This is a genomic window from Paenibacillus sp. FSL L8-0644, from assembly GCF_038008165.1.
GTDB classification, from domain to species: Bacteria; Bacillota; Bacilli; order Paenibacillales; family Paenibacillaceae; genus Paenibacillus; species Paenibacillus polymyxa_D.
Genome location: NZ_JBBOYN010000001.1, coordinates 2749035 through 2775675, shown reverse-complemented (window position 1 = coordinate 2775675; position 26641 = coordinate 2749035). Strand labels below are relative to the sequence as shown.

General features: G+C 44.8%; 26 protein-coding genes and 3 pseudogenes. 24 read left to right on the top strand and 5 right to left on the bottom strand.

Annotated features, from left to right (window positions below; genetic code table 11):
* Window positions 1-206 precede the first annotated feature (206 nt).
* Window positions 207-2825 carry a phosphoenolpyruvate synthase gene (gene ppsA, locus NSS94_RS12405; protein WP_341039384.1) on the top strand — a complete coding sequence of 873 codons (2619 nt, stop codon included), beginning with the start codon at window positions 207-209 and terminating at the stop codon, window positions 2823-2825.
* A 412-nt stretch (window positions 2826-3237) separates the two neighbouring features.
* Here the strand turns inward: ppsA and NSS94_RS12400 are convergent, their stop codons facing one another.
* Complete coding sequence (locus NSS94_RS12400) at window positions 3238-5400, bottom strand: amidase (RefSeq protein ID WP_341039383.1); 2163 nt, start codon at window positions 5398-5400, stop codon at window positions 3238-3240.
* Between the two features lie 887 nt (window positions 5401-6287).
* Between NSS94_RS12400 and NSS94_RS12395 the strand changes: the two genes are divergently transcribed.
* The 5 genes and pseudogenes from NSS94_RS12395 (at window position 6288) to NSS94_RS12375 (ending at window position 8172) form a co-directional block, all read left to right on the top strand.
* On the top strand, window positions 6288-6488 hold the full coding sequence (locus tag NSS94_RS12395) for a CAP domain-containing protein (protein WP_340955467.1): 201 nt from the start codon (window positions 6288-6290) through the stop codon (window positions 6486-6488).
* A 413-nt stretch (window positions 6489-6901) separates the two neighbouring features.
* Window positions 6902-7090: pseudogene (locus tag NSS94_RS12390) on the top strand (hypothetical protein); the annotation flags it as partial.
* Window positions 7091-7243: 153 nt separating this feature from the next.
* Window positions 7244-7561, top strand: a complete 318-nt coding sequence (locus tag NSS94_RS12385; protein WP_340955465.1) for a hypothetical protein — start codon at window positions 7244-7246, stop codon at window positions 7559-7561.
* Window positions 7562-7629: 68 nt separating this feature from the next.
* Window positions 7630-7806 (top strand): hypothetical protein, encoded by a 177-nt coding sequence (locus tag NSS94_RS12380; protein WP_340955463.1) that lies wholly within the window; start codon window positions 7630-7632, stop codon window positions 7804-7806.
* Window positions 7807-7935: 129 nt separating this feature from the next.
* On the top strand, window positions 7936-8172 hold the full coding sequence (locus NSS94_RS12375) for a hypothetical protein (protein ID WP_340955461.1): 237 nt from the start codon (window positions 7936-7938) through the stop codon (window positions 8170-8172).
* Window positions 8173-8190: 18 nt separating this feature from the next.
* On the opposite strand, the gene NSS94_RS12370 is transcribed toward NSS94_RS12375, so the two are convergent.
* From NSS94_RS12370 to NSS94_RS12360, 3 genes are all read right to left on the bottom strand, one after another.
* The gene (locus NSS94_RS12370; protein WP_341039382.1) at window positions 8191-8361 is read right to left on the bottom strand and encodes a hypothetical protein; all 171 of its coding nucleotides are present in this window, start codon (window positions 8359-8361) and stop codon (window positions 8191-8193) included.
* A 99-nt stretch (window positions 8362-8460) separates the two neighbouring features.
* Window positions 8461-9459 (bottom strand): methyltransferase domain-containing protein, encoded by a 999-nt coding sequence (locus tag NSS94_RS12365; RefSeq protein WP_340955460.1) that lies wholly within the window; start codon window positions 9457-9459, stop codon window positions 8461-8463.
* Window positions 9460-9501: 42 nt separating this feature from the next.
* Entirely contained in the window at window positions 9502-9639 is a 138-nt protein-coding gene (locus NSS94_RS12360; RefSeq protein WP_250261288.1) for a hypothetical protein, read from the bottom strand.
* A gap of 487 nt (window positions 9640-10126) precedes the next feature.
* Here NSS94_RS12360 and NSS94_RS12355 point away from each other — a divergent pair, with 487 nt between their 5' ends.
* The 7 genes and pseudogenes from NSS94_RS12355 to NSS94_RS12325 all read left to right on the top strand — a co-directional run bounded on the left by NSS94_RS12355 (window position 10127) and on the right by NSS94_RS12325 (window position 15900).
* Window positions 10127-10591, top strand: a complete 465-nt coding sequence (locus NSS94_RS12355; RefSeq protein WP_341039381.1) for an IS110 family transposase — start codon at window positions 10127-10129, stop codon at window positions 10589-10591.
* 136 nt (window positions 10592-10727) lie between these two features.
* Window positions 10728-11942: pseudogene (locus NSS94_RS12350) on the top strand (IS3 family transposase).
* Between the two features lie 942 nt (window positions 11943-12884).
* Window positions 12885-13103, top strand: a complete 219-nt coding sequence (locus NSS94_RS12345; protein ID WP_341039380.1) for a hypothetical protein — start codon at window positions 12885-12887, stop codon at window positions 13101-13103.
* The gene (locus NSS94_RS12340) at window positions 13015-13953 is read left to right on the top strand and encodes a glycoside hydrolase family 32 protein (protein ID WP_341039379.1); all 939 of its coding nucleotides are present in this window, start codon (window positions 13015-13017) and stop codon (window positions 13951-13953) included. Before NSS94_RS12345 ends, NSS94_RS12340 begins: the two co-directional genes overlap by 89 nt.
* A 52-nt stretch (window positions 13954-14005) precedes the next feature.
* On the top strand, window positions 14006-14275 hold the full coding sequence (locus NSS94_RS12335; RefSeq protein WP_340955456.1) for a GH32 C-terminal domain-containing protein: 270 nt from the start codon (window positions 14006-14008) through the stop codon (window positions 14273-14275).
* 333 nt (window positions 14276-14608) lie between these two features.
* The gene (locus NSS94_RS12330; RefSeq protein ID WP_340955455.1) at window positions 14609-15631 is read left to right on the top strand and encodes a hypothetical protein; all 1023 of its coding nucleotides are present in this window, start codon (window positions 14609-14611) and stop codon (window positions 15629-15631) included.
* A gap of 2 nt (window positions 15632-15633) precedes the next feature.
* Window positions 15634-15900, top strand: a complete 267-nt coding sequence (locus NSS94_RS12325; protein ID WP_322172237.1) for an acyl carrier protein — start codon at window positions 15634-15636, stop codon at window positions 15898-15900.
* Here the strand turns inward: NSS94_RS12325 and NSS94_RS12320 are convergent.
* Window positions 15875-16720 carry a PIG-L deacetylase family protein gene (locus NSS94_RS12320; RefSeq protein WP_341039378.1) on the bottom strand — a complete coding sequence of 282 codons (846 nt, stop codon included), beginning with the start codon at window positions 16718-16720 and terminating at the stop codon, window positions 15875-15877. The two genes, NSS94_RS12325 and NSS94_RS12320, sit on opposite strands and share 26 nt — an antisense overlap.
* 114 nt (window positions 16721-16834) lie before the next feature.
* Between NSS94_RS12320 and NSS94_RS12315 the strand changes: the two genes are divergently transcribed.
* The 11 genes and pseudogenes from NSS94_RS12315 to NSS94_RS12265 form a co-directional block, all read left to right on the top strand.
* Window positions 16835-17083 (top strand): acyl carrier protein, encoded by a 249-nt coding sequence (locus NSS94_RS12315; RefSeq protein ID WP_061828348.1) that lies wholly within the window; start codon window positions 16835-16837, stop codon window positions 17081-17083.
* Window position 17084: 1 nt separating this feature from the next.
* The gene (locus NSS94_RS12310; RefSeq protein WP_340955449.1) at window positions 17085-18401 is read left to right on the top strand and encodes a hypothetical protein; all 1317 of its coding nucleotides are present in this window, start codon (window positions 17085-17087) and stop codon (window positions 18399-18401) included.
* Entirely contained in the window at window positions 18394-19503 is a 1110-nt protein-coding gene (locus NSS94_RS12305; protein WP_340955447.1) for a hypothetical protein, read from the top strand. Before NSS94_RS12310 ends, NSS94_RS12305 begins: the two co-directional genes overlap by 8 nt.
* Window positions 19475-20644: a radical SAM protein gene (locus NSS94_RS12300; protein ID WP_341039377.1), complete on the top strand. Its 1170-nt coding sequence runs from the start codon at window positions 19475-19477 to the stop codon at window positions 20642-20644. Before NSS94_RS12305 ends, NSS94_RS12300 begins: the two co-directional genes overlap by 29 nt.
* A gap of 50 nt (window positions 20645-20694) precedes the next feature.
* On the top strand, window positions 20695-21684 hold the full coding sequence (locus NSS94_RS12295; RefSeq protein ID WP_340955444.1) for an ABC transporter ATP-binding protein: 990 nt from the start codon (window positions 20695-20697) through the stop codon (window positions 21682-21684).
* The gene (locus NSS94_RS12290; protein WP_340955442.1) at window positions 21681-22490 is read left to right on the top strand and encodes an ABC transporter permease; all 810 of its coding nucleotides are present in this window, start codon (window positions 21681-21683) and stop codon (window positions 22488-22490) included. Before NSS94_RS12295 ends, NSS94_RS12290 begins: the two co-directional genes overlap by 4 nt.
* A gap of 3 nt (window positions 22491-22493) precedes the next feature.
* Window positions 22494-23306 (top strand): ABC transporter permease, encoded by an 813-nt coding sequence (locus NSS94_RS12285; RefSeq protein ID WP_231109362.1) that lies wholly within the window; start codon window positions 22494-22496, stop codon window positions 23304-23306.
* Window positions 23307-23341: 35 nt separating this feature from the next.
* Window positions 23342-24292: a methyltransferase domain-containing protein gene (locus NSS94_RS12280; RefSeq protein WP_340955440.1), complete on the top strand. Its 951-nt coding sequence runs from the start codon at window positions 23342-23344 to the stop codon at window positions 24290-24292.
* Window positions 24285-25256, top strand: a complete 972-nt coding sequence (locus tag NSS94_RS12275; RefSeq protein ID WP_341039376.1) for a 3-oxoacyl-[acyl-carrier-protein] synthase III C-terminal domain-containing protein — start codon at window positions 24285-24287, stop codon at window positions 25254-25256. Before NSS94_RS12280 ends, NSS94_RS12275 begins: the two co-directional genes overlap by 8 nt.
* The gene (locus NSS94_RS12270) at window positions 25208-25825 is read left to right on the top strand and encodes a hypothetical protein (protein WP_340955436.1); all 618 of its coding nucleotides are present in this window, start codon (window positions 25208-25210) and stop codon (window positions 25823-25825) included. Before NSS94_RS12275 ends, NSS94_RS12270 begins: the two co-directional genes overlap by 49 nt.
* A 491-nt stretch (window positions 25826-26316) precedes the next feature.
* Window positions 26317-26451: pseudogene (locus NSS94_RS12265) on the top strand (LLM class flavin-dependent oxidoreductase); the annotation flags it as partial.
* Between the last annotated feature and the right edge of the window lie 190 nt (window positions 26452-26641).

Below are 26641 nucleotides of genomic sequence, written 5' to 3'. Positions count from 1 at the left end.
AGTGATAGCGGAAATCAAAAAAGAACCTGGATAGTTTTATCAGGTTCTTTTATATTGCATATAAAACAGACACGATGATATAATCAGATTATCTTTTATAAAGATGTAGTAGACATAAATAACACATCTTACAATTAAATCTTACCATGCCGCTAAACTCTTGTCAAGTGTTTTTTTCTCAATTTAATGGTTAGGAGAGATGTTGAATGAATTCACTGGTTCTCGATTTTCAAGAAATGGATAACACTCAGCTTTTGCTTGTTGGTGGAAAAGGGCTACACTTAGGGGCATTAACCAAAATGGAAGGAATACAAGTGCCAGAAGGGTTTTGTGTTACAACAGTGGGATATCAAAAAGCGATCGAACAAAACGAAATGATTCATGCTTTGTTGGATCGGCTAACTACGCTTAAAGTAGAAGATCGAGAACAAATTTATGAAATCAGCAAGAAGATTCGACAGGCCATTATGGAAGTAGCCATTCCTTCCGATGTTGTGAAAGCAGTTGCTCACTATCTCTCCCAGTTTGGCGATGAATATGCTTATGCCGTGCGTTCTAGTGCGACCGCTGAGGATTTGCCGCATGCTTCTTTTGCTGGTCAACAAGACACTTATTTAAATATTATCGGCAAAGAATCCATCTTGGAGCATATCCGCAAATGTTGGGCTTCTTTATTTACGGAACGCGCGGTAATTTACCGAATGCAGAATGGATTTGATCACAGCCAAGTTTATTTATCTGTTATCGTTCAAAGAATGGTGTTCCCACAGGCTTCAGGGATTTTATTTACCGCTGATCCCATCACTTGCAACCGAAAGCTGCTCTCTATCGATGCCAGTTTCGGACTTGGAGAAGCACTGGTCTCTGGCTTAGTCTCTGCCGATTGTTATCAAGTACAGGAAGGGGAAATCGTCGATAAGAGGATAGCAACCAAAAAATTGGCTATCTATGGACGAAGAGAAGGCGGAACAGAGACTCAACAAATTGATCTCGATCAGCAAAGGACTCAAACCCTTACGGAACAACAAATTTTACAACTGGCACGAATTGGAAGACAGATCGAAGAACACTTCGGCTGCCCCCAAGACATCGAATGGTGTTTGGCTGATGATACATTTTATATTGTCCAGAGCCGGCCGATCACCACTTTATATCCCATTCCTGAAGCAAATGACCAGGAGAATCACGTGTATGTATCTGTCGGCCATCAGCAAATGATGACTGATCCTATTAAACCACTGGGGATATCTGTTTGGATATTAACAGGTGCCACGCCCATGTTTAGAACTGGTGGCGGAAGGCTGTTTGTGGATATCACGATGGGCCTGGCTTCACCGGCTGGCAGGCAAAATTTATTGGATGTTCTAGGGCACTCCGATCCGCTCATAAAAGACGCGCTTATTACCATCATAGAGCGGGGAGATTTTATAAAATCGGACCCATATGACACAAGCGAACCGGGGCCCGTTAAAAGCCATAAGGGTATGTCGTCTGCGGATATTTTGGAAGAAGCAGGAAACGACCCGGAAATTGTTGCTGTTTTGATTAAGAGTAGTGAGACATCGTTATCAGCATTAAAACATAATATCCAAACGAAATCAGGATTGGATGTATTTGATTGTATCCTGGAAGATATGCAGCAACGGAGGCAGCGAGCGTCAGAACTGAAAAATTTGAATGTGATTATGGCCGCCATGCATGCTTCAGCATGGATCAATGAAAAAATGAATGAATGGTTAGGTGAAAAAAACGTAGCAGACACACTTTCCCTATCTGTACCTAACAACGTCACTTCGGAAATGGGTATGGAGCTACTGGATGTTGCAGATGTGATTCGTCCTTATCCGGAAATAATTGAGTATTTACAACAGGTAAAGGATGATAACTTTTTGGATGAACTGGTTCAATTCGAAGGTGGGCAGCAGGTGCGTGATGCTATTGCTGTTTATCTCGACAAATATGGAATGCGATGTGCCGGGGAGATCGATATTACAAGAACACGCTGGAGTGAAAAACCAAGTACACTGGTACCTATGATCCTCAGTAACATCAAAAACCTTGATCCTGGCGCCAGTAAACGAAAGTTTGAGCAAGGGCGACAGGAAGCTTTGAACAAAGAACAGGACTTATTAGCCCGATTGAAACAATTACCGGGTGGTGAACAAAAAGCCGAAGAGACAAAACAAATGATCGACCTGATCCGGAACTTCATCGGTTATCGTGAATATCCGAAATACGACATTGTTAGTCGCTACTTTATTTATAAACAGGCTTTACTAAAGGAAGCGGAACGACTCGTACAAGCCAACGTTCTTCATGAAAAAGAAGATATTTACTATCTCGCTTTTGAAGAATTGCAGGAAACCATACGCACAAATAAACTGGATTACCAGGTCATCGACAAACGAAAAGATGAGTACAGATTATATGAAAAACTAACTCCGCCACGTGTTATCACGTCTGATGGGGAAATCATTACGGGTCAGTACAAACGAGAAAATATCCCTGCCGAAGCTATTGTAGGCCTCGCTGTTTCTTCGGGTATTGTAGAGGGGCGGGCACGTGTGATCCTGAATATAGAAGGGGCTGATCTGGAAGATGGCGATATACTAGTCACCGCCTTTACCGATCCTAGCTGGACTCCATTGTTTTTATCCATAAAAGGCTTGGTTACGGAGGTGGGTGGACTGATGACCCATGGAGCCGTTATCGCACGTGAATATGGCTTGCCAGCCGTTGTCGGAGTGGAGAATGCGACCAAACTGATAAAAGATGGGCAACGAATTCGCGTGCATGGAACCGAAGGGTATATCGAAATATTGTAATGGCTGAATACGCTAAGTAATAGCCTCTGTCATAATGGACGGTATTAAATGCAACCTGTCATGGATAAAAGGGCGATTATCCTGTCGTCCTTTTTATCCATGACACAAAGTACTCCCCAAAAATATCAACTGATTTTAATTTTGGGGGGGAATAATTTAAGAACTTATTTATTTGATGATCGAAAAAACACATTATTTAATGTGTAACAATAATCAGGAACCTTTAGGAGTTATCAATGGTTTCCCTTGCTGCGATCAACACAATGATTTATACATAGCTGATCCGATCTAAATCTCTTGTACTGCTGTGTGATTATTTATGATGATCTAATTTATGCGTGCATGCAGAGGAAGACACACCGAATTGTTTTTATTCAACAAAATCCAAAAGTGATTTCTATGATGTCCTACGTTATTGGGGTAAAGTGACAGACTTGACTTGAGCAGAGGTATTTCCGTAAATATCTTTAGCCAGCACGAGAATATGCAGCGTATCGGCCTGGGAGGCACCATCCTGTTTATATTTAGTAGTTGGAAGCGTTGCTGACCAATTGATTTTATCTTCTGTAATAACGACACGAATGCCATTGACATAAACTTTAAGCTGTGCGATATCGCTTTGATCTGTGACTGAACCTTCCAAAGCGAGAACATCATCCGTGATTAAAGCATTCAACTTAAGTTCAGGGGTTCCTGTTTCCTTGCGTTTAGAGGGTGGGAGAGAAGTTTGCGGGTTATAGGAAAAGGTTTCATCCTCAAGCGCTGGCGTGCGTGCTGCAATAGGACGGTTTTTGGTAGCCTGCTCATAGGAATAAGCGTAACGAAGCAGGTCGTTATCGCTGTATGCGGCACCTGCCATTGTCAGATTAACGGGCATTCCGGTATCCTTCATAGCGCCCATACTCACAGACACACTTGGGATCCCGTACTCGCGTAGAATAAAATTCGTATTGGAGAAATAGTTGCCATTCTCCCAAGCCTCCTCATAGGATGTTTCATTCACATCGGAGTCAGCTTTACCGATATTCGAATTTGCCGGGAATACAATAAAATCAAGGTTGTTTTGCTTCATCCAATTTTCAAAATCAATCTTTCGTACATTTTCAAGCCCCCGTAGTCCTTCTTGAAACTGAGGAATTTGTTCGTAAGGGGTGACGCCTTTCTTTATGGTTTCAATAAATATGTCATAGTGGCCAAGGTCTCTGCCACGTTTGGCATCTACCGAATCGGGTGGATTCGGGAAGACGGTTGCAGGGTCTATATTAGCCCATGACGGGAAATTCGGATCGTCCACACTTTTAAGGAATTCCTCAGCTGCATAGGGATTAAGCAGCCCGAATTCCTTTTCAGCCCACTTTGCCGGCATTAAACCACGTTCTTCAGGTGTTTTCGCTGTTGCCCGGTCCTTCTCGCTGTTGGCCTGCAAGGGGAAGTCAACTTCCACAACCTCAGCTCCAAGAGCAGTTAAATCCTTTACAGCTTTTTCCCATAATGCCTGTATCGAAGGTCTGAATTTGATCGGAGTTGAGGTTTCATGGTCCTTACCGATATAGATTTTCGGAACGCCAATGCGTTTGCCTTGCAAAGCTTGAATGTCTCGTAGCTCTAAATAGGACTTGGGACGGACACTGTTGACAGAAGGGAGCCGAACGGCTTTCTGTTCTCGCCAGAAATCACCCTTGGTAATCTTATCTTCTACAACGATCACGTCAAGCAAGCGGAGCATGTCCTCGACAGTCCTCGTATGTGGGACAACGACATCCCGTATAGGGAAGAGCGGCCAATTCCCCCGAATGGAGATTAGGCCTCGCGATGGCGTGTAGGCAATTAAACCATTGTTCGATGCTGGTGATCTTCCAGAGGATACCGTTTCTTCCCCCATGCCGAAGGCAGCGAAGTTGGCGGCTGTTGATACACCAGATCCGTTAGAGGAGCCGGAGTACCAGGCTGCAGCCAAATAATTTGGATTGTACGGACTTTCAGCACGGCCATAAACACCTCTTTGCATTCCCCCTGCTGCCATTGGCGGCATGTTGGTTTTACCAATGAGCACCCCACCGGATTTACGTATCTTCTCTACTGTAAAGGCATCCTCTTTTGCCATCAGGTTTTTGAAAGCCGGAGATCCAGAAGCGACAGTGAGTCCCTTAACCTTGTAACTGTCTTTAACCGTGTAGGGGATGCCTTGCAGAGGCCCGGTCTTAATACCTTGTGCCCTTAGTTGATCAGCCTGAGCAGCTTCTTTTAGTACGTCGGGGTTCAGAACAGGGATGGAATTCAGTCGAATGCCACTAGAATCATAGGCATATACCCGGTTAAGGTACAGGGCGGTGAGCTCGACACTTGATAGTGCTCCTGACTTCATTGCTTCCTGCATTTGAGCAATTGTAGCCTCTTGCAATTGAAATGTGACTAGAGAGGAGGCGGGGTCACTAGTTTTACTAGAGGATGAGGGTGAAGGAGCGGCGGATGCAAGCGGGCATCCCGTGAAAGTTAAAATCATACCAACTGCAATCCATTTGCAATAGTTGCTGACTACATTCCTTTTATTCGCTTTTAGCGTTCGTGCGCACATAGCATTTCACTCCTTAAAATTAGGTAGTATCAGGAATTTAAAAAGAGGGGGATGAGAAGGGCACCTTACAGTATAAATGTTTCTAATTATATTACTTATTTTCATATGAAATGTCAATTTTTGTAATGAGAAACACAAGGGAATTCGCTACTTTAAATGTGAAATCTAGTAATCCATGATTCAGATTGTTGCATCATCGCTGATTCAAGTTTTGAAATGAAAACGACACCGTTTTGGTGCCGTTTTTTCGCGGGAGGAGGCAATAGAGGCTTAATTCTAACTTAAATGTGTTGTAATAGTAGCATAAAGACGAAGAAACTTGAGATGAACATAAAAGCAAAGAGTTAAAGCAAAATACGCCTGTAATGACATAAATTCACCAACCAATAAACCCTTATAAAACAACAGAGATGTCGAGGGACAAGAACATATTCCCATTGAAGTCGCTATTTTAGCGGCTTTTTTATGTTATCGGTACAAGTTCTTGTCCCGAGCCAAGGACAAGAACTTGTACCGATTGCCGCAATGGACAAGAACATCATCCGATTGCCGATTAGGTGAATATCTAAATAATGTAGTTAAAACCTCAACAAGCAGTATATAGCCCCACTAACGCGTCCGAAGCTTTTTTTGCCGAGGCAGGAAATTCAGGGAAAATGGCGATAGCTTTACAGTCGAAAGTCGGTTAGCAAGATTCGTAAAAAGGGGAACATGAGGGGAGAAAAACAATGAAAGGAAGCAAACGCAGCAAGAACGACAGGCTGAATTGGGGGATTGGCCGGAGATCGAGGCGCAGGTGGGCAGCCTGTCTGCGCGCCGCGGTTCTGGCCCTTACGGTCATCGTACCGGTTTATCCGGCAGAACGCGCATCGGCGGCCTCGGCTACGATGGCCTCGCAAGGAGGGTTTACGCAGGATCAACTCGACGGATTGGCTTATCTGAACGAGACCCGGGCGAAGGTAGGCGTAGGCCCGTTGGAGCTGGATGCGAGATTGACGCAGGCGTCTCAGGCTCACGCGGCTTATTACAATACCACCCACTTCGAAGGATTGTCGGCCCATCGGGAGGAGCTTTTTAAACAATCCTGAAAATGAACCTTTAGGTGATTTAAGTATTTTATCCATGGAAGTTTTAGAAGGGTTCATTCATACCACTGCCTTGGGACTGAAACAGCTATTTACCGGATGGACCTATCAAAGTGAAAGTCGAGATGGATCCCTATGGAAAATCTGATACGTCTCACTATACATCATAAACAATATAATGAGGCATTGGCTAATTTTCACTGACCGGAGAACAGTTCGGATTTACTGCGCTGCCTGCAGAAGTCATTGAGGAGGCCATTTCGAACCCCGATAAGTATCCCATTGTTATTGTAAAAGAGGAGACGCCGGTTGGATTCTTTATTTTACATAAAAATTCCGAATACGCTAAAGGAAAGAGATACTCCCGTGCTATCTTAATAGGAGCTTTATCTATTACGCTGTAACATCAGGGCAAAGGCTATGCGCTGGCTTCTATGAACGCACTCACCCCGTTGCTTCAGCAGCTGGAACCAGAGATCAAGGAAGTAATGCTCGCTGTAAACGAGCAGAATGTTGCGACACAAAGGCTGTATATAAAAGCGGGTTTTTCGCGACACGGTAATTTGGAGGATTGGGACACACGGCATCCAGTTTGTTTTTCATAGAAGAATGGATTAAGGATGGGTGATATATACAGCGGAGAAATAATACAAATAAATTCTCTGATCTCGAGGTCAGACGTATGTATGCTGTCATTGCAAATGTAATAGAGGACAATCAACTGCGAACAGGAGCCAAGGTATACATTTTATATTGTCATGGAATGGCTGAAAGTCCCTTGGTATGGCATGGCCAAGGGAGGAAAAAGAATCGAGAAGGATATTTCCTACAAAACTCAGGTCACAGTGGGTACCAACATATCAGGCATCGGGTGCGCTGGTCATATAAACATCGGGCAGATGAGGATCGAAGAGCACAGACATCAGACATTGGATTTCATGTGGACCAACGTACAGGCTTTCGATCCTGCGGGTCACCTCAACAAAGAAGGCCTGACGAAGAACGAAGTCTATCACATTGCCAGCAACATCAAGTTTATTGAACAGAGAACCATGTTGGGTGAAAAGGAGAAGTGAAGTGAGGAATTCAGAAGGTAAGATATAAGGCCGAGATCGATGGGGAGTCTATCGTATTTATTATTGGCATGCGAGTAAATCGTCTGTGGGCGATAAATAAGTGGTTACCTGTTTCCAAAGCAATGGGACCGATTAGAGAACTATACATGAACAAAGAAAAGATCTGGGGTTTCTCGGGATTGGCTGGCGAGGTGAACCAGTACAACAGCAGCACGTTGATGTCCGCCCACCATCATCTGAAGTAGGAGCAGTTCATGCATATGTTATCAAGGACAAAAAGGAAGTCTATCAAGCGCTGAAGAGGTTTTGGCCAAAAGCACACCGTGCAATAAAAGACATGCGCCCTATCTGCGGAGAAGTAGGCCCCGTAAATATTGTCTAGACAAAACAGCGGTTCTCCGATATTGGAGAACCGCTGTTTAAAAATTGTAGCCGGCTGCGGATCGACCGTCGGATTATACAAAAATGAGGGCTATGATATTAATACAATGCTAAGTATCAACATAAATAAAGGAATTCCACTGTCGGATAACGCTACCGAATTTGCCATGTCAGCTGCCGTTGGGATTAGCGACAATTGTAATTTCATTTTGCAAGATAGCTCTTCTTAAGTCAGTTTCTTATCCGGTCTATAAATAAAACAGGGCGAACGAGTCTGGAACTGTAATCTTGAAAATAAATCGAGTCTTCCTTGTGTTGTCGCTTGCCAGCTCTTTAACCGTCTCCTTCTGCACCTTATGCTCCATCGTTTCTAACGCGTCACTTTCCACAAGCAGACATGGAATCGAGCCAGCGGTCATGAGGTAGCTTTCGCCGCATGACGTACAGTCGAATGAGAACTCCCTCGTCACAAGCGTTTGCTTGCACTGCGGACACGCCCAGTTAACGTCTGTTAATGGTCAAGTATTACTCACCGCTGCTCCTCCTTCAACCATGGCTAGGCTCTCCTTCGGTGCCGGAGGCATCTTCACCAAATGGACAATTTTGAATACTCTTCTACCTGCGACCATATCGGTATGATTTTGCGTGCCGGGTGCCTCCAGCCATTCCCATACTCGATCTTCCCCTTCTAAGGAGCCTTCAAGCGCATGCAGGCGGGTATCCAGAGCATCGTCTCCCGATTGTAATACATTGCCTGTAATATCCCGGATCAACGAGGTGTGAAAGCCTAGTCTTTGCCACTGCTCTTCATAGCGCGGCACGTCGGAAGCGCTCATAATATCCGCATACAAAAATGTCCCACCTGGCTTTAATACACGGTAGGTCTCCGTAAAGAACAGCTCAATATGAGGGTACAAATGCGAGGACTCGATGTTCAGCACAATGTCGCAGCTTTCCGTTTTAACAGGCAGCTGCTCCGCGTCGCCAATACAATAGTAAGCCTGCTCATATCGGTTATTCCTTTGGCAAAATTGAATATTGGACGGTGTCAGATCAATGCCGACCACGCTGCCGGTCCCATAGTTTTTGCATAGCTCGCTCACGTTGCCTCCCCGTCCACAACCGATTTCCAGAATATCCTTGCCTGAAACATCCAGGCCGCCAATAATTTCGCGAAGCAGCTGGATACTGCTGTGGTTAATACCTTGAGGGCCGCCCGGTAGTTCGTTATCGGATGCATAACCCCAGTTAATAAAGGTGGAAAATCTGGACAGTCTTTTCTCCTCAAGCGACCGGTTAATAGAGTCAAACATGCCGATGATCGCTTCCTTTTGCGCCGCGCCTTCGGCAAGCTTCTCCGCTACAGGACGGTCAATTAACATACTTGCGAGGCCCTCTTCCCAGGCGTATTCGAGGCCGCAGGTCTCGCAGATCAAACAGTTGTCCGTCTCATAAAGATCACTCTTGCATTCAGTGCATACCAGGGTAATACCGGACAAAGGCCAAGTCGTTTTCATATCTACATCTCCTCATCGTTTTAGCCGCTTGCGCTGCTATAATTATTTATCGCCTTTCTCCAAATCAAACGGACATTTACCAGAAGAAGGATCGGGACGAGCGCCGCCCCATAGCATAAGCCCTTCATCCAGCCTATTCATAAAGAAAAGTGGACCAAAATTCGTAATAATTTTCTGCATTCATAATCTTTACTCCCCATTTGTTGCTTTTTCTGATGCGCGATATTTTATCCTTACTTACCTGGCGCTAGGATGAACACTTTACCACGATCAATCCCCCCCTTTAAAATTTAGAATTAATTTCAAGAATATGAATTAAATATACAACTTTTATGCATATGTTTCCAGTTATTTTACAATAGTGATGAATAATCTCTGCCAACGTGTCGAGGGACAAGAACATTGCACCGTTTAAAGTCACTATTATATCGGCTTTTCGTATTATTAGGACAGCCAGAAAGAAATTTTCTGGTTTGCCTATTTTAATGGGTGTTTTACGATGGTGGTAGCCCGGAGAACGAGGGCGGCTTAGGGACAAAGAACCTGTACAAAATCCATCCAACGACCATGTTTGAGCTGGTTGTGGGCTATGACCTCGTATCACAAGCTAAGCTATGGGTTTGGAAACCAGGTGGGAATGCCGGTAAATCGAATTAGGGAGGTTTTTATGCAACCCGTTGTTGGAATTGATGTGGCGAAAGGATGTAGTGTTATTCAGGTCTTCAAAAAGCGTAACGAACCATATGGAAGGATGGAGACCCTCCAGCATGGTGAAGAAGGTTTCGAGCGGCTAGAGGAAGTGCCTAGCAAACTGAAAGAGGCAAGTGGTGTGGAGCCTGTCGTTGTCTTCGAGGCAACCGAACATTACCATCGAGGTTTGGCAGGATATCTGAAACGTAGCGGATGGATTCACTACATCATCAATCCTTTGCAAGCGAAACGATCCAAAGGCACACAACTTCGAAAAGTGAAAACCGATGCAGCAGATGCTTGGCATATTGCCGAGATGTATTACCGTGGGGATGTTAAAGCGCATCGCGAGTGGGAAGAGTCCTACAGTGAGCTTCAGCACTTGACCAGGCAGCATGAGTTTGTGACCGCTATGTACGTGCAGGCGAAGCTAAACAGCTAGAATTATTGAAAAATAAAAAAAAGTCCACTCCTAAGTCATGAACTGTGACCCGTAAGATGGACACTTTGAAAAAAGTACCCTCTTACGGGTCTTTTGCGTTTTAATCAGATTATAAAAGTTTGTGGGGATGTAGATTATGAAGAAAATCGGACGGGTTTTTACGGAGAAAGAGATCAAGGTACTGGAGTCGAATCCATCCGTTCTTCGCGTATCAGAGAATATCACGTATTCCCCTGCCTTTAAGATTGTGGCTGTACAGGCCAATCAAGCGGGGCATACACCCATGGAAATCTTCGTACAGACAGGATTTTACTTGGAACTGATCGGACAGGAGACGCCAAAAAGATGTCTGGAGCGTTGGTGGAAAACATATGCTTCTTCAGGTGAAGCTGGGCTGCTGGAAGAGCGTAGGGGAAGGGAAGCTCAGAAAGACCGGTTAGTCGTGAGCTATCGGCTGAGGAAAAGCTCCGTCTTGCCGAGGCTCGTATCAAGCTTTTGGAAGCCGAGAATGAACTCTTAAAAAAAGCTAGAAGCGCTCGAAAGGCACAAAGTTTGTAAGCTTGCTGAGGTAAGTACAAGCGGGTATTATCGCTGGTGTGCGGCGGAAGAACACCGCCAGCTTCGAGAGGCTGCCGATGAACGAGACTTTTTACTTCTGAAGGCGCACTTTGATGCACTTAGAGGGATGGCTGGCGCGCTGGTCATCAAAATGAGGTTAGAACGGCTTCATGGAATCGTTATGAATCATAAGAAAATTCGCCGTTTGATGCGGAAATTCAGACTCGTTGCTGTGATTCGTCAAGCGAATCCCTACCGTAAAATGGCTAAAGCGACGCAAGAGCACCGCACCTGCCCGAACCTCCTGAAGCGTCGGTTTGACCGGGGAGAGCCTAAAATGGTATTGCTCACCGACATTACTTATATGCATTATGGAAATGGCCAACGGGCTTATTTGTCCTGTGTAAAGGATGGTGCAACAAAAGAAATTTTAGCTCACTACCTGTCCTCTTCATTTGAATTGTCTCTTGTTCAACGAACACTGAAGCGGCTGTTTAATCGTTTGGAAGTACATCCGAAGGCTATCTTTCACTCTGATCAGGGATTCCATTACACACATCCTGAAGTTCGTTCCATTATCGCTAAAGCTGGGTTTAAACAATCGATGTCACGAAAAGGAAACTGTTGGAATAATGCTTCGATGGAGACGTTCTTCGGGCATATGAAGGATGAATTAGAGTTCAAGGATTGCTTATCCCTACAAGAGCTGCGAGTTCGTGTCAACGAATACATCACCTATTACAATACCGAACGGTTCCAATGGACATTAAAAAAGATGACTCCTGATGATTGATGAATAGGGACCCATTTCAAAAGGATCCACAAATGGGGTCACAGTTCATCACCAATAAAGATATGTTAATTCTATATATAGTAAATGTAACTTGACTAAATACATATGGATGGATTTGATAGATAAAAAAATCATGAGTTTTAACAATGAAAAAAATGACCTCTAAATCATTGCGGAGGGTTGGGACTGGCTATAAAAGCATTACAAAGCACAAACGCATAAAGCCAAAAGGCACCTGAAACCGTAATTTGGTTTTTGGTGCCTTTTGTATTAAGACTGTAGTGAGCCACCTCTTCGACGATATCACCTTACCGTAGACGCGATGAACTCCAAAATCAGCGAAGTGTCCACCATGATGGATCATATTGTTTAGTAGACCTCGCACGTGGTGGTAAGCGATCTAGAGATACAACCTGTGTTCTCCAGGAGAATGTCAAAGAGATAATAAAGCTTTAGAAAGCTAAAAGGAACTGCTTTTCCTATTTATTCATTTCAAAAACGAAAAATTATTCAGAGAATTAGTCAAAAAATCCAAATGTCTAAATTTTATTTGATAAATTGGATAGTTTATTGAAAATCATAACATCATTTGGGTATTCAATGGTTTACATTTTATTTACTGAATAATTAAATGCGATAAGGAGAACTCAAATAAAAACAGCCGTTTTCAGATGAAACACTATTAAAATGTGCATATGTAAACTAAAAGGTTTATTTTAATTTAAAAAATAATGCGAATGTGAAAAAAAGTTTGACATTTGTACACATGTGGTTTATTTTGTTAAATATGGGCATGTTGTTTTGAGTGCTCTTGTAGTTTTTCTTGGTTGCTTCTATAGAAAGGTGGACGTAATATGTCCCGAACGAGTTGAATCAATTCTAATATGGATCTTATTTAAACCCAAAGGAGCGTGAGCAACATTAACAAAATGCACTTATCAGATGATATTAGCAGCAGAAAAGGATCAGGAAATCTGTATTACTGGTAGACATATAGGCCCCAATTTCATTCAACATACCCCACATGATACACAGCCTGACTTCGGCAGCATGCATTGGGGGCATGCGGTAAGTGAGGATTTGGTGCATTGGGGGGGAACTTCCACCAGCCATCCCGCCGGGGGAAGGCGGAGCGATCTTTTCGGGAAGTACAGTGGTTGATAAGAACAACACAAGCGGTTTCTTCAGCGAAGAAGGATCAGGATTAGTTGCAATTTATACGAATGAGGGCAACGTGGCTAAGCCCGGCAAACCACAGGTGCAGAGCATCGCTTACAGCAGGGATAAAGGTCGAACTTGGATAAAATATGAAGGTAACCCTGTTTTGTTCCCAACGAAAACGCTAGACTTTCGTGATCCGAAGGTGTTTTGGTATGAAGAATCGTCAATGTGGGTTATGGTTCTTGCCGTAAGAGACCGCGTCGACTTTTACACGTCTTCGAATCTGAAGGAATGTTCTTTTGCAAGCGATTTCGGTTCCGATATTCCGGGTATCCATCGAGGGATATTTGAATGTCCTGAGGTATTTAAAATCCAAGTGGATGAGGATCCCAATATCACTAAGTGGGTTCTGATGCTAAGTGTCGGGGATAGAAATGGTGTGAATCCAAACGATTCAGAACCACCAGCAGGCGGTTCTGGCATGATGTATTTTATAGGCAACTTTGACGGTAAGGTATTTACAAGGGATGAAACGTTGGAATCATTCGATACGATCAAATGGATAGATTACGGGTCTGACTTTTACGCGGCCGTGACATGGGATGGTATTCCGAAAGAAGACGGACGAAAGATCTGGGTCGGCTGGATGAACAACTGGCGTTATGCCTCTAACCTTCCTTCAAAGGAATGGCGTGGCCACATGTCAATCCCCCGAGAGATTCAGCTTAAGACATATCCGGAAGGAATTCGCTTAATCCAAGTACCTATAAGAGAGTTAAGTCAACTCAGAAGACCGATTATGTCTCTGCAAGACTTAACGATTAAGCCAGGTAGCAACCGTCTTATCTGATATTTCTACTGCAAAGGCCGAAATTATTGCGGAATTTGAGATCGGTACTGCCGTGGAATTCGGGTTCAAGGTGCGTTCCTCTTCTACTCAGGAGACAACCATCGGATATGATGTCTTGAATGAGGAGCTGTTTGTCGATAGGACGAAGTCAAGCGCAATTGATTTCCATCCTGATTTTGCTGCAAAGCACCAAGCCCCCATGAAGCCAGAGCATGAACGGATAACCTTGAGCATTTACGTTGATTGGTCTAGTGTCGAGGTCTTCGGCAATAAAGGAAAAACAAATCGTTTCAGACATGATTTTCCCGGACTTGGAAAGTAGAGGACTAGAACTCTATGCCCTTGGCGGAAAGAACTAAAGGTCGCTTCAAATCAATGATCTGGTAAGCATCTGGGAAAATGAGACGGTTTTGACTTTAGCAATGGCTTGATTCGAAGAAATGGTTACAGTCCGGTTTTGGGCACCCGGATCTGAACTTGGTGCCCCAAACTAATTAACGAAGAATCACTCCTGAAAACGAATAAGGACTACAGCGTTGCGGTGGTCCAGGAAGTTTGACTCTATCTGTGCTGTCAGTCTGTAGTTCTTAGCTAATTGACACTAAATCAAATTCTCTCCCAAGGGGGTGTCTAATTGCGATCCAAGATATTACCGATGCAGTATCCGGCAATCACCTCGTGGCAGTGGCAGGCAAATACGTTTGCCGTCCTAGCCAATTACCCGCAAGCAAAGCCGTGGATTATGACACATTTCATTCCGCTGCAGCTCACCTTAAATGAGGGAAGTTCCTACGTGGACTTCTACCGTACTCCTACCTTTGAATTTTGTCCTTGGCTGCTTCGCCAACATTTAAGTCGTCAGTTGGTCCGAAATTTCAACAAGGATATATGCACTTTTCTGATGGATTGTATAGACATGAATAATTATATTTATTTGCTTCTTGATCAAGCGCAGTTTTTGGATATTGAATCTTTCTTCTCACATGACTCATTTATTTTTGGTTATGACGAGGAGAGGGATATATTTCATATCGCCGATTTTACATTCATGGGGGGGAAATACTCATTTAACGAAATAACATTTGAGCAAATGAGACGTGCCTACGAGGGAATCGATGATGATGGAGATTGGTTGTATGCGTGGAAGGGTGGTCTCTCTCTGTTACAATTCAACGAGCGAGCAGCTTATGACTTTAATCTAAACTATGTTATTGAGCACCTTAAGGACTATTTAAATGGAGAAAATCCCGCCGACAAATACAGAGAGTTGGGTTATATAACAAATCCATGTGTATGGGGAATTCGTGTTTATGACGAGCTGATTTTGGATATAACCCGCATACGCAGTGGACAAATTGAGGAAGATAATCGCCCGTTTCAAATGATCTATGATCACAAGATCTTGATGTTGGAACGAATTGACTTCATGAATCAAACTGGTGTTCTAGGGGAAAGTAAACAGCTCAAGGTTCGCTATCAGACGATTGCCGACGATGCTCTATTAGCGCGAAATTTGATTATCAAATATTCACTGACGAAAAACGAAGATAACCTCAAAAAAGTGGAAGTGTTAATTAGGCGTATTCAAGCCTGTGAGCGCGAGACTATCGAACTTATGATCTACAACTTGAGCCTTGTGTCAAACATAACTCCAATGGGCGTAGAGGAGGAGGTCTAACGTTGAGAAAACAAACCTGTTTGGAACGCATCCAAAACCTTATTCATCAAAAGATTCCGGACTACGATAAACAACGTATAAACGCTAATGCGTTACTTGAAGAGATATGGATCCAAATGAATTCTATGCAGATGATTACATTCGTCGTGGAGCTCGAAACCGAATTCGGTCTAGAGCTCCCGGACGAACTGGTAGGTAACATGGCAGGCAGTCATCTAACCCTTGGCGACTTGGCTGATCTTATTAAAAGTTACCAGGAACGCTTATAGCAAGCGGCACTTGATCATGCACACTCACAACATGCAGTCTGAAGCAATATGAGTTTGGATCAGGCTGATGCTCTGGCGAACGGCACGAATGCGCATGTTGAATCACTTGTCTAAGCATCTCCCATCGGGAGTGCCATAATAGACGGATCTGGGAGCGGTATTCCAGGATGGCCGCAGTCTTCTGTTTCAAACTGCACTTGGGAAGTGAAATGTAGACTGGATGTAGATTCCGAGCTAGGTCAATTTCCCATTTTATATCTTGACCATAGTTTAAATACGGTAGATCTTCGTAGTAAATCAAACGGGCAGAGACTTCCAGATCACTAATACTTCGTACAGCCTGTTCGGCCGCAACCCGCACGATACCGTGATCCACATGTCTTCCGATTGCAAGCGGAATATAAATATGATCGTAGTCTGTAAGACAGAGTCGTGTCAAAAGCACTTTTGTTGCCTCAGAAATCACGTCCAGCTCGGTCTCGTAGTCACTACGGAACAGATCGTCCAGCTTTTCATATGAGGGGGCACCGCTGCGATCTTTACGATAGATACATTCCTGCATGTTCAGATGAATCGTGTCCACATCGAGAAGATCACATGCACTAATGTCCTCTTCTCGCCGTACCTTCATCACGTCGGAGCTTAGTCCGAACTTTTTGTGCAGGATGCGAGCAAGTAGGGATAGATCTGTGCCAGTACCAGTGAAAACAGTTGCTATGGTCACATGATAGCCAGCACGAACAAGCAAATCGATATAATCGCCGCAAGAAATAATAGCATCGTCCAGATGGGCGGAGACAAACAGACAGTGGTGATTCAAGGCTTCAAACCCTCCCTTTAACAGTGATAAGTAATATATTACTATTATACCTTTCATTTATTTTTTTTGGAATTAAATAAAAAATCGAAACTACAAGTTGAAAGGATGACGTTTATGTTTGAAACATTAAAAAATATCATTGCAACTGTGCTCGAGGATGACTCGCTTCGTGAAACTCTCACAATGGAGAGCGACCTGATTAACGACGTCGAGTTAGATTCCCTACAGATGATAACGTTTATTCTCGGAGTTGAAGATGCTTTTGGGGTGGAGATCGTTTACGAGGACCTGGACTTGGCTTGTCTGCGCTCAATCGGTGCCTTCATGGCATTCCTAAAAGGCATGAATCAAGAGGTCGGGTAGTATGTTGCTTGCCAGCACCTTTGATTCGGAAACCTATTGGCGTGAAGAAGGGAGTAGCAGGTTGCCTTTTATTCCTGATCCTTCACGGTCGCGGGTCGTAATGGCTATGGATGAATTGCTGGCTTCCTTATGTGGCCCGGAGGACACACTGTTGACCCGCTTTGAGATGGATGAGGCGCACATGGATTATTTGGCGCACATCGGCTTTCATTTTACACAGCTTAGTGCGAATGTCCCAAGCCATGTACCAAATCTATTTCGCGCTTTGTACGAAGTTTCAGAGACCGACGAGCGGCTGAAGCAGTTTAGTGAAATGACTCCCTTTTCAGTCGTACCTTACGTTCACGAGCTTCTCGACAGGTACAACTATTCCAACAAGCTGCCCACCCTTCAAGACGTTAAACGGGTAAATTCTAAGTTGTATTCCGCCGATCTTGCTAAGAGACTTCTGGGCAGCTCCTATAGCCAGCCAGTGTTCAGCGCGGATGAATTGGCTGCAGTAGGGCTAGAGCTTATGGGGTTGTCGAATGGGGTCCTGTTAAAAGACCCCTTTGGCGTAGCTGGAAAAGGCAATATGCTGTTTAAAAACCTATCATCCTTGGAACGTGTAGTAAGCTATTTGCGCAAACAAGAGCAAGCCGGTTCCTCAACGGCGTTTCTTGTCGAGCCGTTCCTTGACGTGAAATATGATTTTTCCTGCCAATTTTCAATTGATGAGAGCGGGTCGTACCAGATCGTCGGCTTGCAGCAAATCATCAATCGACAGTTTGCTTATGTGGGGTCACAAGCGATGCAGGAGGAGAACAGTCATTCGCTAATACGGAACGGTTATTTCGATGTCATTGAGAAGCTTGCTTCCTCACTATACAAGGACAGGTACTTCGGCCATGTTTGTGTTGACTCCATGATACTAAAGGACGGGACAATCGTGCCGATTGTAGAAATCAACGCCCGTCAATCGATGGGACTGGTCAGTCATCGACTGGGCGAACGGCTGGAAAATGGGAAGCACGGGACATTTACGTTTCGAACGGTAGGCAGTCGCCATCGGTTTGATTACGGGCAGTGGCTGCGACAGCTGGATGATGACGGCGTTTTATACCCTAATCATACCGGTGAGGGCATCATTCCGCTTTCCCCGGCGTGCATGTTTGCTGGCTATGGGGAATCAGATTACCCACAGACATTAAGCGAAGGCAGTTTCATCAAGGGCAGGCTTTATCTGTTTGTAATCGCGCGAGATGTGCAGGAGCAGAAAAGTTTAATCGACAAGCTAAAGGAACGTTTTGAAGTCCAGGGAGGCAAGTGGTATGGATAGTCATTTGAAGCCTTGTGTCACTATACTTGGATCCGGTAACTCACTAGGTGTGTACATGCCCGCCGTACAGCTAGGCATTTACCTGGAGCGTTCCGGCATTTCAAACGAAGTCTGTGTGCTCGAAAATGTGTATGTCGACGGCTTAAAGAACAAAGTGCCGGCTTATCGTAAAGCCTTTCATGATAATTTCGCTATCGCTCGGAAGAGTGTGGAGTTGGCTCGCGATATTTCAGATTGCCTGGATCCCACCAAGGTACAGCTGCTGCTGGAAGAATGGTCCCGTGAGCGCCGGACGTCGTTCATTGCGTTGACTGGGTTCTGGATCCCGATTTTGGAACAATATGAACGGTTTGTTGGAACTCGGCTCGAGGTCGACATGCTTCATCTCGATGCTACGCTTTCGCCATCTTATTTGGTCTATGGATCTCGAAGCGAGCGGTACAACCACATTTGGTTTTACGAACCGACCAAGAAACGTTTTGAATTACAACTTCCGATGACGGACGAAGCACCGATCCCGTTTCGCCAGCGAGAAGAGAGAATGGTGGTCCATGGTGGCGGCTGGGGGATTGGGACCTACCCGCAGGCTGTTAGAGACCTGCTTGAAGGCGGTATGGAGCTGGATGTTCTGGCTTATTTTGACGAGGATATCCAGCCTGATCCACGCATTTGCTATTATCGGAACGACCCCTCGTGGAGTCCGTGGCTGAGGAATAGACGAGGGGAGTTCGGTTTTCCTCCATTTGCTCAGATCCAACATGGAGAGACTCCCATTTACTTAGACAGCGGAACTGTTCCCCTGCTATTTGAACGAATTCGCCGTTGCACAGCCATTGTCAGTAAGCCGGGGGGCTATTCCTTGATGGAATCGTTCGCCGCTGCGACGCCTATGGTTTTTCTTGAGCCCTTTGGAAGACACGAAACCGCCAATGCTGAATATTGGATTAAGCAAGGATTTGGCGTGTCCTTTACGGATTGGAAGACGCAGGGATTCAACATCGAGATATTGGAACGTGCTCATTGTAACCTACTACATGCCCGCGAGCGTTGCAAAACTTATGGAGGTGTAAATTATGCAACCCAAAACGAGTCGAAAGTTTGATGAGCGTGTGTTTAACGATCTGAAGCGTACAATTATGAATATGTCCCGGGTCAGTCGGCTTCGAGCGACCGATAGTCGCTATGCGATGGAGATCCCGGAAGATATCGGGATCAAGCTGAACAACGGGTGCAACTTGCGTTGCAAGCATTGCTACGAGTGGAACTCGGACGGCTTTCACTGGGACATGTCCAAGGAGGAGCAAGGTAAAGAAATCGATGTCGCGTTGGTCGATAAGCTCCTTGCCTTTACCCATGAGAAGAAGTCGAAAGTCTATCTTTGGGGCGGAGAACCGCTGTACCATAGCAAGTTCGATCAGATTGCGAATCTGCTGGAACGCGATCAGCGGACGACGACGATTTGTACAAACGCGATTCTTCTGGAGGAAAAGTTAGATTCACTGCTTAAGATCGGTGAGGGACTTGTTGTACTAGCCAGTCTGGAGGGATTCGAGGCTGAGAACGACGCGATTAGGGGCAGAGGGACTTACAAAAAGGTGGTTAGTGCCATAGAGCGTCTGCTGGAGTTGCAACGGCAGGGCATTTTCAAGGGCAGAGTATCCGTCAGCTTGACGATGAATGATCTCATGATTCCCAAAATGTTTGATTTTATGAAGTTTTTCGAGGAGATGGGCGTGGATTCGGTCTACTTTGTATATCCGTGGTATATCGCACCTGAGTCTGCTCAGGAAATGGACAATTTCTTCATCAAAGAGTTTGACTGGCTTGATCCAATCCGTCAGGGTAGCTGCAGTTGGAATTCATTCACTTATCATATCTCCGGCGAGAAGGTGGGGGCACTCAAGGAGGAGGTTCTCCGCATCTCCGAGCAAACATGGGGAAGCCGGGTTCGATTTATGCCCGCATTGGAGCAAGACGAGATAGAGGATTTTGTCACTGGCGTGCAGAGAACCGGGATGAATCGGAAGGAATGCTTGGCGATCTCCACCCGAATGGACGTATTGCCGAGCGGAAACGTCACTCCGTGCAAGTTCTTTCCTGAGATGGCGGTCGGCAACATTAGTGATGTGGATGTGAAGGAGGTTTGGAAGGGAGAAAATTTTGCCAAACACCGAGAGGTATTAGCTTGCGGACTGATGCCGGTCTGTTCCCGATGCGGGTTACTTTATCATTATGGCCGGTAAACGTTATCGTCCACCTTCTAGTTCGATTTAATTGTTAAGGAGGAGCGCAATTGACAGCGATCCATGTGGTGCAGTTAGCTAAAAACTTCACCTATTACACCAAAGAGGTCGGAATGCTTCATTCCATTAAAAACCTCTTTTATCGGAAAAGTTTGACGAAGGAAGCGGTGAAAAATATCTCCTTTTCGATCGAAGAGGGGGAAATGGTTGCTTTCCTTGGGCCTAATGGGGCAGGCAAAACGACGACGCTAAAGATGCTCTCTGGCATCTTACATCCAACTAGCGGCGAACTTACTGTACTGGGCTTCAAGCCTTATGAGCGAAATAAGGAATTCAAGAAGCAGTTCGCTATTGTAATGGGGCAGAAGAGCCAACTATGGGTTGACTTGCCTGCGGCGGAATCCATTTTGCTAAACAAATATATCTATCAGGTTGACGATCGGCATTACAAACAAACACTGAACGAACTCATCGAACTGTTGGACGTCAAGCACATTATGAATGTTCAGGTAAGGCGTTTATCGCTAGGTGAGCGTATGAAGATGGAGCTCCTTGCAGCGCTTATTCATAAACCGAACCTGCTTTTCCTGGATGAGCCGACGATCGGGCTCGATATTGTTACACAGAAAAAGGTGCGGGAGTTTTTGAAGTATTACAATGAACAGCATAGGACAACGATTATTTTGACAAGTCATTACATGAAGGACATCGAGGATCTGTGCAAGCGGACGATCATTATTAATGATGGCAGGCTCGTCTTCGACGGGGATCTGAAGCGAATCGACGATGTTTTGAACGACACGAAAATCATACAGTTAAAATTTAAGCAACACGTAGCGACTGGACAGCTGCAGTTGTACGGGAAGGTGCGTCAATCGGACGGATTTCATGCCACGCTGGAGATAAGTAAGGAGCGCATTAGCATGGCTTCCAGGGATTTGCTTGAACACTACCCGATTGAAGATATTACGATCGAAGATATTCCTATCGAGGAAGTCGTTGTATCCTTGTATCAGCGGGATGATCGGGTATCCGGATGAGTGCCTTTCCCAAATACGGACGCGTGTTCCAGTTAGGCGTTCAGTCTTCACTCGAATATCGATTTGACTTTCTCTTTTCCTTGATCAGTGCATTCTTTCCGATTCTGATCCAATATTATATTTGGTCAGCGGTCTATGGAAGATCGGAATCGTCGGAATTTTTCGGATATACCTACGGCCAAATGATTTTATACACGATAACGGCAGCCATCGTGACGAAAATTGTGACAACGGATATAGGTCAAAACGTGGCCACCGAGATCAAGGATGGTGGGTTGAATAAATATTTGGTTCAACCGGTCAGTTTTTTCGCTCTGAAGCTATTTACTATGCTGGGGCAAAAGATTTTCTTTTTTTCAGCCATGCTATGTATCTTGCTGTTTACACTCGTTTACTTGACCGGAACTTATGGTATACGGATTCCCTTGGCACATATTCTACTCTTTATGGTGGCAATGGTCATGTCTTTGTTGTTAAACTTTCTTATCTCTTATACGCTCGCGGCTGTTGCATTTATATTGTCTGAAATCTCCTATTTTTTTGAAATGACCGGCTTATTTGTCATCATTTTAAGTGGTGGTGTTTTTCCGATTGAGGTGTTTGGTAAGACCATAAATAAGATTTTAGACTACTTGCCATTCAAGTATACGATCCATTTTCCTGCGAATGTTATTAATGGCAGATTGTCAATGGACGAGGCAGTACAAGGAATCGGGATGCAGTTCTTCTGGATGATCGCGCTGCTTGCCTTTTCACGGATCGTATGGCGCGCCGGAATGAAGAAGTATCTCGGATTGGGGGGCTGACCGGTGAGAGGATGGCTGGGAACGCTTCGCAACTACCTAATGATTTACTTTTTGTTCATTAAGAACTGCTTTATTGCTCAAATGGAATACAGGACGAACTTCATACTCGGGATTGCTGTGGAAATCGCATACTTGTTTGCCAAGCTACTTTACGTCGTAGTAGTCTATGAGACGGACTTGCATATCGGATCGATCACGCCTGATGGTATCTTGATGTTTGTCGGCACATACACGATTATGACCGGTCTTTATTCCGGGCTCTTTTTCCCTAATTTCGTCAGGGTATCCGAGTATATACGCAGCGGGACGTTGGATCTACTCATGGTTAAGCCAATTTCACTACAGTTTTTGGTTTCGCTTCGATACATCGATCTTGGGATGCCAATTCCGAATTTCATCGCGGGTGGAACGATGGTTGTGATCAGTTGGAATGCATTAAATATCCCGGTAACGGCATGGAGTTTATTCTCATTTTTGTTTTACTTGGGGACAGCGTTGATCATTACTTACTGTCTCATGTTCATCCCAGCCTTGTTATCCTTCTGGCTTGTTAATACGGGAGGGCTGGCGGGAATTTTCTATTCCATTTGGGACGCCAATAATATGCCAATGCCGATCTATTCACGTTTCATCCAACGAATCGGCGTGTATTTATTGCCTTTTCTCGTCATTACGAATTTTGCGCCTATGATGGTGATGAATCAGCTGACACCTGCTTTGGCGGTATGGGGCGCTATCGTACCAATTGTGCTCCTTGTAATCGTTCGCTTCGTTTGGAGCCGGGCAATACGTAATTATAACAGTGCAAGTGGCTAAAGGCTGACAACTTAATTGAGGGAGGGAGGAATGACATGCATATGCTTCGTTGGCCGGCAACCGGCATTGCCTTAGTATGTCCTATTTGCAAGTCAAAGCTAAACACATCGGATCAGATGTTGGTGTGCGGGGAGTGCGCGGTCAGTTACTTCTTCGGTGATGGTGGTGTTCCGTTTATGCTGGCTGATCTGCAAGGGCAGGAAAGCGGGGAAACTGCAGTCCTCAAAAAGGATATCATGAAGATGTTCACTAACTATAATCGGTCCTTGGACGAGAGTGGCTTTTCCCGTTTCTCGACATTTATCAATTGGGGGTTCGCCTCCGAGTTCAACCAGGCCCCAGCAAGTGTCAATCGAAACTCCATCCGGCTTCTGCAGGAGTGCTTGGATGGTTTATATCTCGAGGATAAGAACATTTTGGAGGTAGCCTGTGGCAGGGGGGGAGGCGTAAGAGAGCTCTGTCGAAGTTACGGTGTGAGAAGCGTTGTTGGCTTAGATCTGACCGAAGCCAATATTGCATTTTGCCAATTGACCAATCGTTTCCCAAATGCCTATTTTTGTGTTGGGGATGCTGAGAGGCTTCCTATCGGTTCGTCATGCTGTGATTTTGTCCTCAACATGGAAGCGTCTGATCTATATCCATCGATTAAGTCTTTTTATGACGAGGTCTTCCGGGTGCTGAAACCGGGCGGGACTTTCGTTTATGCGGACGATTTGCCAACCTGGAAGTTTGACGATGGTGAACGGTATTTGCTTGAACTGGGCTTCGAGCTGCTTATATCACGCGATATCACGGGGGAAGTTTTGCTTTCAAGTGATCAAGTTCTAAAGAATCGCATAGCCGCTTTTGGAACTGAAGATCAGATGGATACTGCGATTTGGAAAACAATTGGTGTGCCAGGCACGTCCTTGTACGATGAAATGAAAAGCGGGGAACGCCAGTACAAGATCATGCATTTCCGAAAGCGGGCTCATCACAATGTATGAGAACCACGTGACGATCGTCGATTATTCCGTCTATCTCCCGAAGTCCCGTATCCATGTCACGAAAGCGATTCAGCAGGTGAAGGCTGACGGCGTTGAATTTCGAATGAGCGATTCGGAATACTTGAACAAAGGCTTTGAGCTGGTGCCCATAGAAGAGGAACTTGAATTGGAACAGATGATTGCTACCGTGTGTAGGCCAATTCTGCGCCGGGCTCTGCAAATGAATGTACAGATCGCGGCTGTCATGTTTGCTAGTGTAACGAATAATGAAAACGGTGAACGGAATCTTTTTGATCGCCTAGCAGATGAATTCGCCCTTGAGACAGTCCCATTTATCCCTTTGGAGGAATATTCTTGTTCCACGATGCACTTATCGTTGAGCCTGGCGTCGAACTACTTCATGGCCCCGCGTCAGCAAGGTGCAGGAATCTTGTTCATCACTGCCGACAGAGCTATGAATTCTTATGAACGGAGCGATCCGTTCATGGTGTTCGGTGACGGCGCGAGTGCTGCTTTATATATGATGGGGCAGCGTCAAGGACAGCAGACACTTGCTTCGGTTATGAGAGTCGACGGTCTCGTATACGATCTGTCTCCAGATCGTATTCAATTATATTACTCAACGTTTTATTTAGGGGTCAGACAGGCAGTAAGAGCAGCATTAAGCGAGTCCGGTATTCACATTGCTCAGATCGCCGTGATCTTTTGCACCAATCTGGGGCTACACGTATGGAGTATGCTGGCTCAAGTGCTGAGGGTGTCCCTGGAACGCTTCTACAATCTAACCCTCTCCAAGGACGGACATATTCATAACACCGATATCCTAAATAATATCGATCACGCTATCCGTTCAGGTTTCTTGAAAGAAGGGGACTTGTATATGACGATTTCCGTTGGCTTTGGAGGCTATTACGGTTGTGCGATTCATCGGTATTCCAAGAAGGTGAACGAGCTATGTATTTGACATTTCATCATGCTGAGGCAACTTTGGGATTAGAAAAGCCATGGGGACGGATAACCGATCTAATTGAAACGAATAGGAATTGGACCGAAGGAATTGACTTGCTCTGTTACTGTCATCAGACGGACTTTGAAACTGGTGTTAATGGCTGTGCTAAACTGAGACAAGAATTAGGGCTAAATGAGGTTATGCCCATTTCCGTCGGGCAGTCGGGTAGCCTTTCTCTATCTAATGCATTAACATTATTAGACTGGATGTTCAATAGCGTTACAAAAAATCATGCTCTTTGCGTCATTGCCGACTCATTCATTCCGGATCATATGGACAAACAAGGGAGTTGCTTGAGTATGACCGCACTGATCGGTGTATCGACTATGGCCGGTGATTATCGAGTTGAAAGCTGCCGTAAGCTTCCAGGCACCAACGTTAAAGCAGGAGCAAAAAGCGCAGTTGAACCGATCCTAAAGCTTGGACTGCACCAATCAGAGTTTACAAGCGATCTGGAGATGGAAGTCGTCACGTTCGATGCTGGAGTCTTCGGTGCAAGCCAACTGAAGTTACGACGAACATAATTTCCTCGTACCCACCATCTTACCAAGGCCATTTAGGAGAAGGATTGGTTTTTTCCATGCGCTCCATCGTGACCTCGGGATATTGCTTCTTGTCGAGGGACAAGAACATTGTGTCATTGAAGTCGCTATTTTAGCGGCTTTTTTATTTTATCGGTAAAAGTTCGTGTCCCGAGCCAAGGACAAGAACTTTTACCGATTGCCGGAATGGACAAGAACATAGTCCGATTGCCGATTAGATGTGTATCTAAACGAAAAGTGATTTAGTGAGAACCTCAATAGGCAACATAATGCAGGACAGTTTTCACATTTCTTATGGATTAAACGACTCGATAAAAGCTAAAAACGAGCGGTTAGGAATTAAGAAAGCGAAATATTGATAGTGGAACTACCTGCTGAGTTTCATATTGTTATACCTGACGGTCGAAGATTAGTCATTTTGGCCAATCACTTCAAGAGTAAAGGTAATCTGCCGACATGAACATAATACTTATTCGTCAGCAGGACCACTTAACATTGCCGGCTCTAAACAAGGTCATTCGGTCGTATTTCAGGCCGGTTCTTCTGACTCTGGAAAGAGATTAGCGGCAAAGACGGCAGATATAGTGTTTACTGGTCAAGAGAACCTGGCTACACGTTAAGCAATTAGGAGCTGTAACTACTCTTAAAAGTAATGACTGATCAAATTCGTTAAATCAGTCTAAAAATTAAATGGGGTTTTATCATCGTCACTGGATTAGTGGCTTTTATTTCAATTCAGTGTCGAGAAATGCTGAACGGCAAAATACTGGGGTTGTAACAAGTGTTATTTTAGGAGGA

Bases quoted from the DNA above. Each gene is read 5' to 3' on its own strand.
- NSS94_RS12395 (WP_340955467.1), top strand. From the start codon at position 6,288: ATGGCCTCGCAAGGAGGGTTTACGCAGGATCAACTCGACGGATTGGCT.
- NSS94_RS12345 (WP_341039380.1), top strand. From the start codon at position 12,885: ATGATATTAGCAGCAGAAAAGGATCAGGAAATCTGTATTACTGGTAGA.
- NSS94_RS12330 (WP_340955455.1), top strand. From the start codon at position 14,609: ATGCAGTATCCGGCAATCACCTCGTGGCAGTGGCAGGCAAATACGTTT.
- NSS94_RS12360 (WP_250261288.1), bottom strand. From the start codon at position 9,639: ATGCAGAAAATTATTACGAATTTTGGTCCACTTTTCTTTATGAATAGG.
- NSS94_RS12275 (WP_341039376.1), top strand. From the start codon at position 24,285: ATGTATGAGAACCACGTGACGATCGTCGATTATTCCGTCTATCTCCCG.
- ppsA (WP_341039384.1), top strand. From the start codon at position 207: ATGAATTCACTGGTTCTCGATTTTCAAGAAATGGATAACACTCAGCTT.
- NSS94_RS12355 (WP_341039381.1), top strand. From the start codon at position 10,127: ATGCAACCCGTTGTTGGAATTGATGTGGCGAAAGGATGTAGTGTTATT.
- NSS94_RS12305 (WP_340955447.1), top strand. From the start codon at position 18,394: ATGGATAGTCATTTGAAGCCTTGTGTCACTATACTTGGATCCGGTAAC.
- NSS94_RS12370 (WP_341039382.1), bottom strand. From the start codon at position 8,361: ATGACCGCTGGCTCGATTCCATGTCTGCTTGTGGAAAGTGACGCGTTA.
- NSS94_RS12315 (WP_061828348.1), top strand. From the start codon at position 16,835: ATGTTTGAAACATTAAAAAATATCATTGCAACTGTGCTCGAGGATGAC.
- NSS94_RS12290 (WP_340955442.1), top strand. From the start codon at position 21,681: ATGAGTGCCTTTCCCAAATACGGACGCGTGTTCCAGTTAGGCGTTCAG.
- NSS94_RS12400 (WP_341039383.1), bottom strand. From the start codon at position 5,400: ATGTGCGCACGAACGCTAAAAGCGAATAAAAGGAATGTAGTCAGCAAC.
- NSS94_RS12300 (WP_341039377.1), top strand. From the start codon at position 19,475: ATGCAACCCAAAACGAGTCGAAAGTTTGATGAGCGTGTGTTTAACGAT.
- NSS94_RS12385 (WP_340955465.1), top strand. From the start codon at position 7,244: ATGGAATGGCTGAAAGTCCCTTGGTATGGCATGGCCAAGGGAGGAAAA.
- NSS94_RS12365 (WP_340955460.1), bottom strand. From the start codon at position 9,459: ATGAAAACGACTTGGCCTTTGTCCGGTATTACCCTGGTATGCACTGAA.
- NSS94_RS12380 (WP_340955463.1), top strand. From the start codon at position 7,630: ATGCGAGTAAATCGTCTGTGGGCGATAAATAAGTGGTTACCTGTTTCC.
- NSS94_RS12280 (WP_340955440.1), top strand. From the start codon at position 23,342: ATGCATATGCTTCGTTGGCCGGCAACCGGCATTGCCTTAGTATGTCCT.
- NSS94_RS12310 (WP_340955449.1), top strand. From the start codon at position 17,085: ATGTTGCTTGCCAGCACCTTTGATTCGGAAACCTATTGGCGTGAAGAA.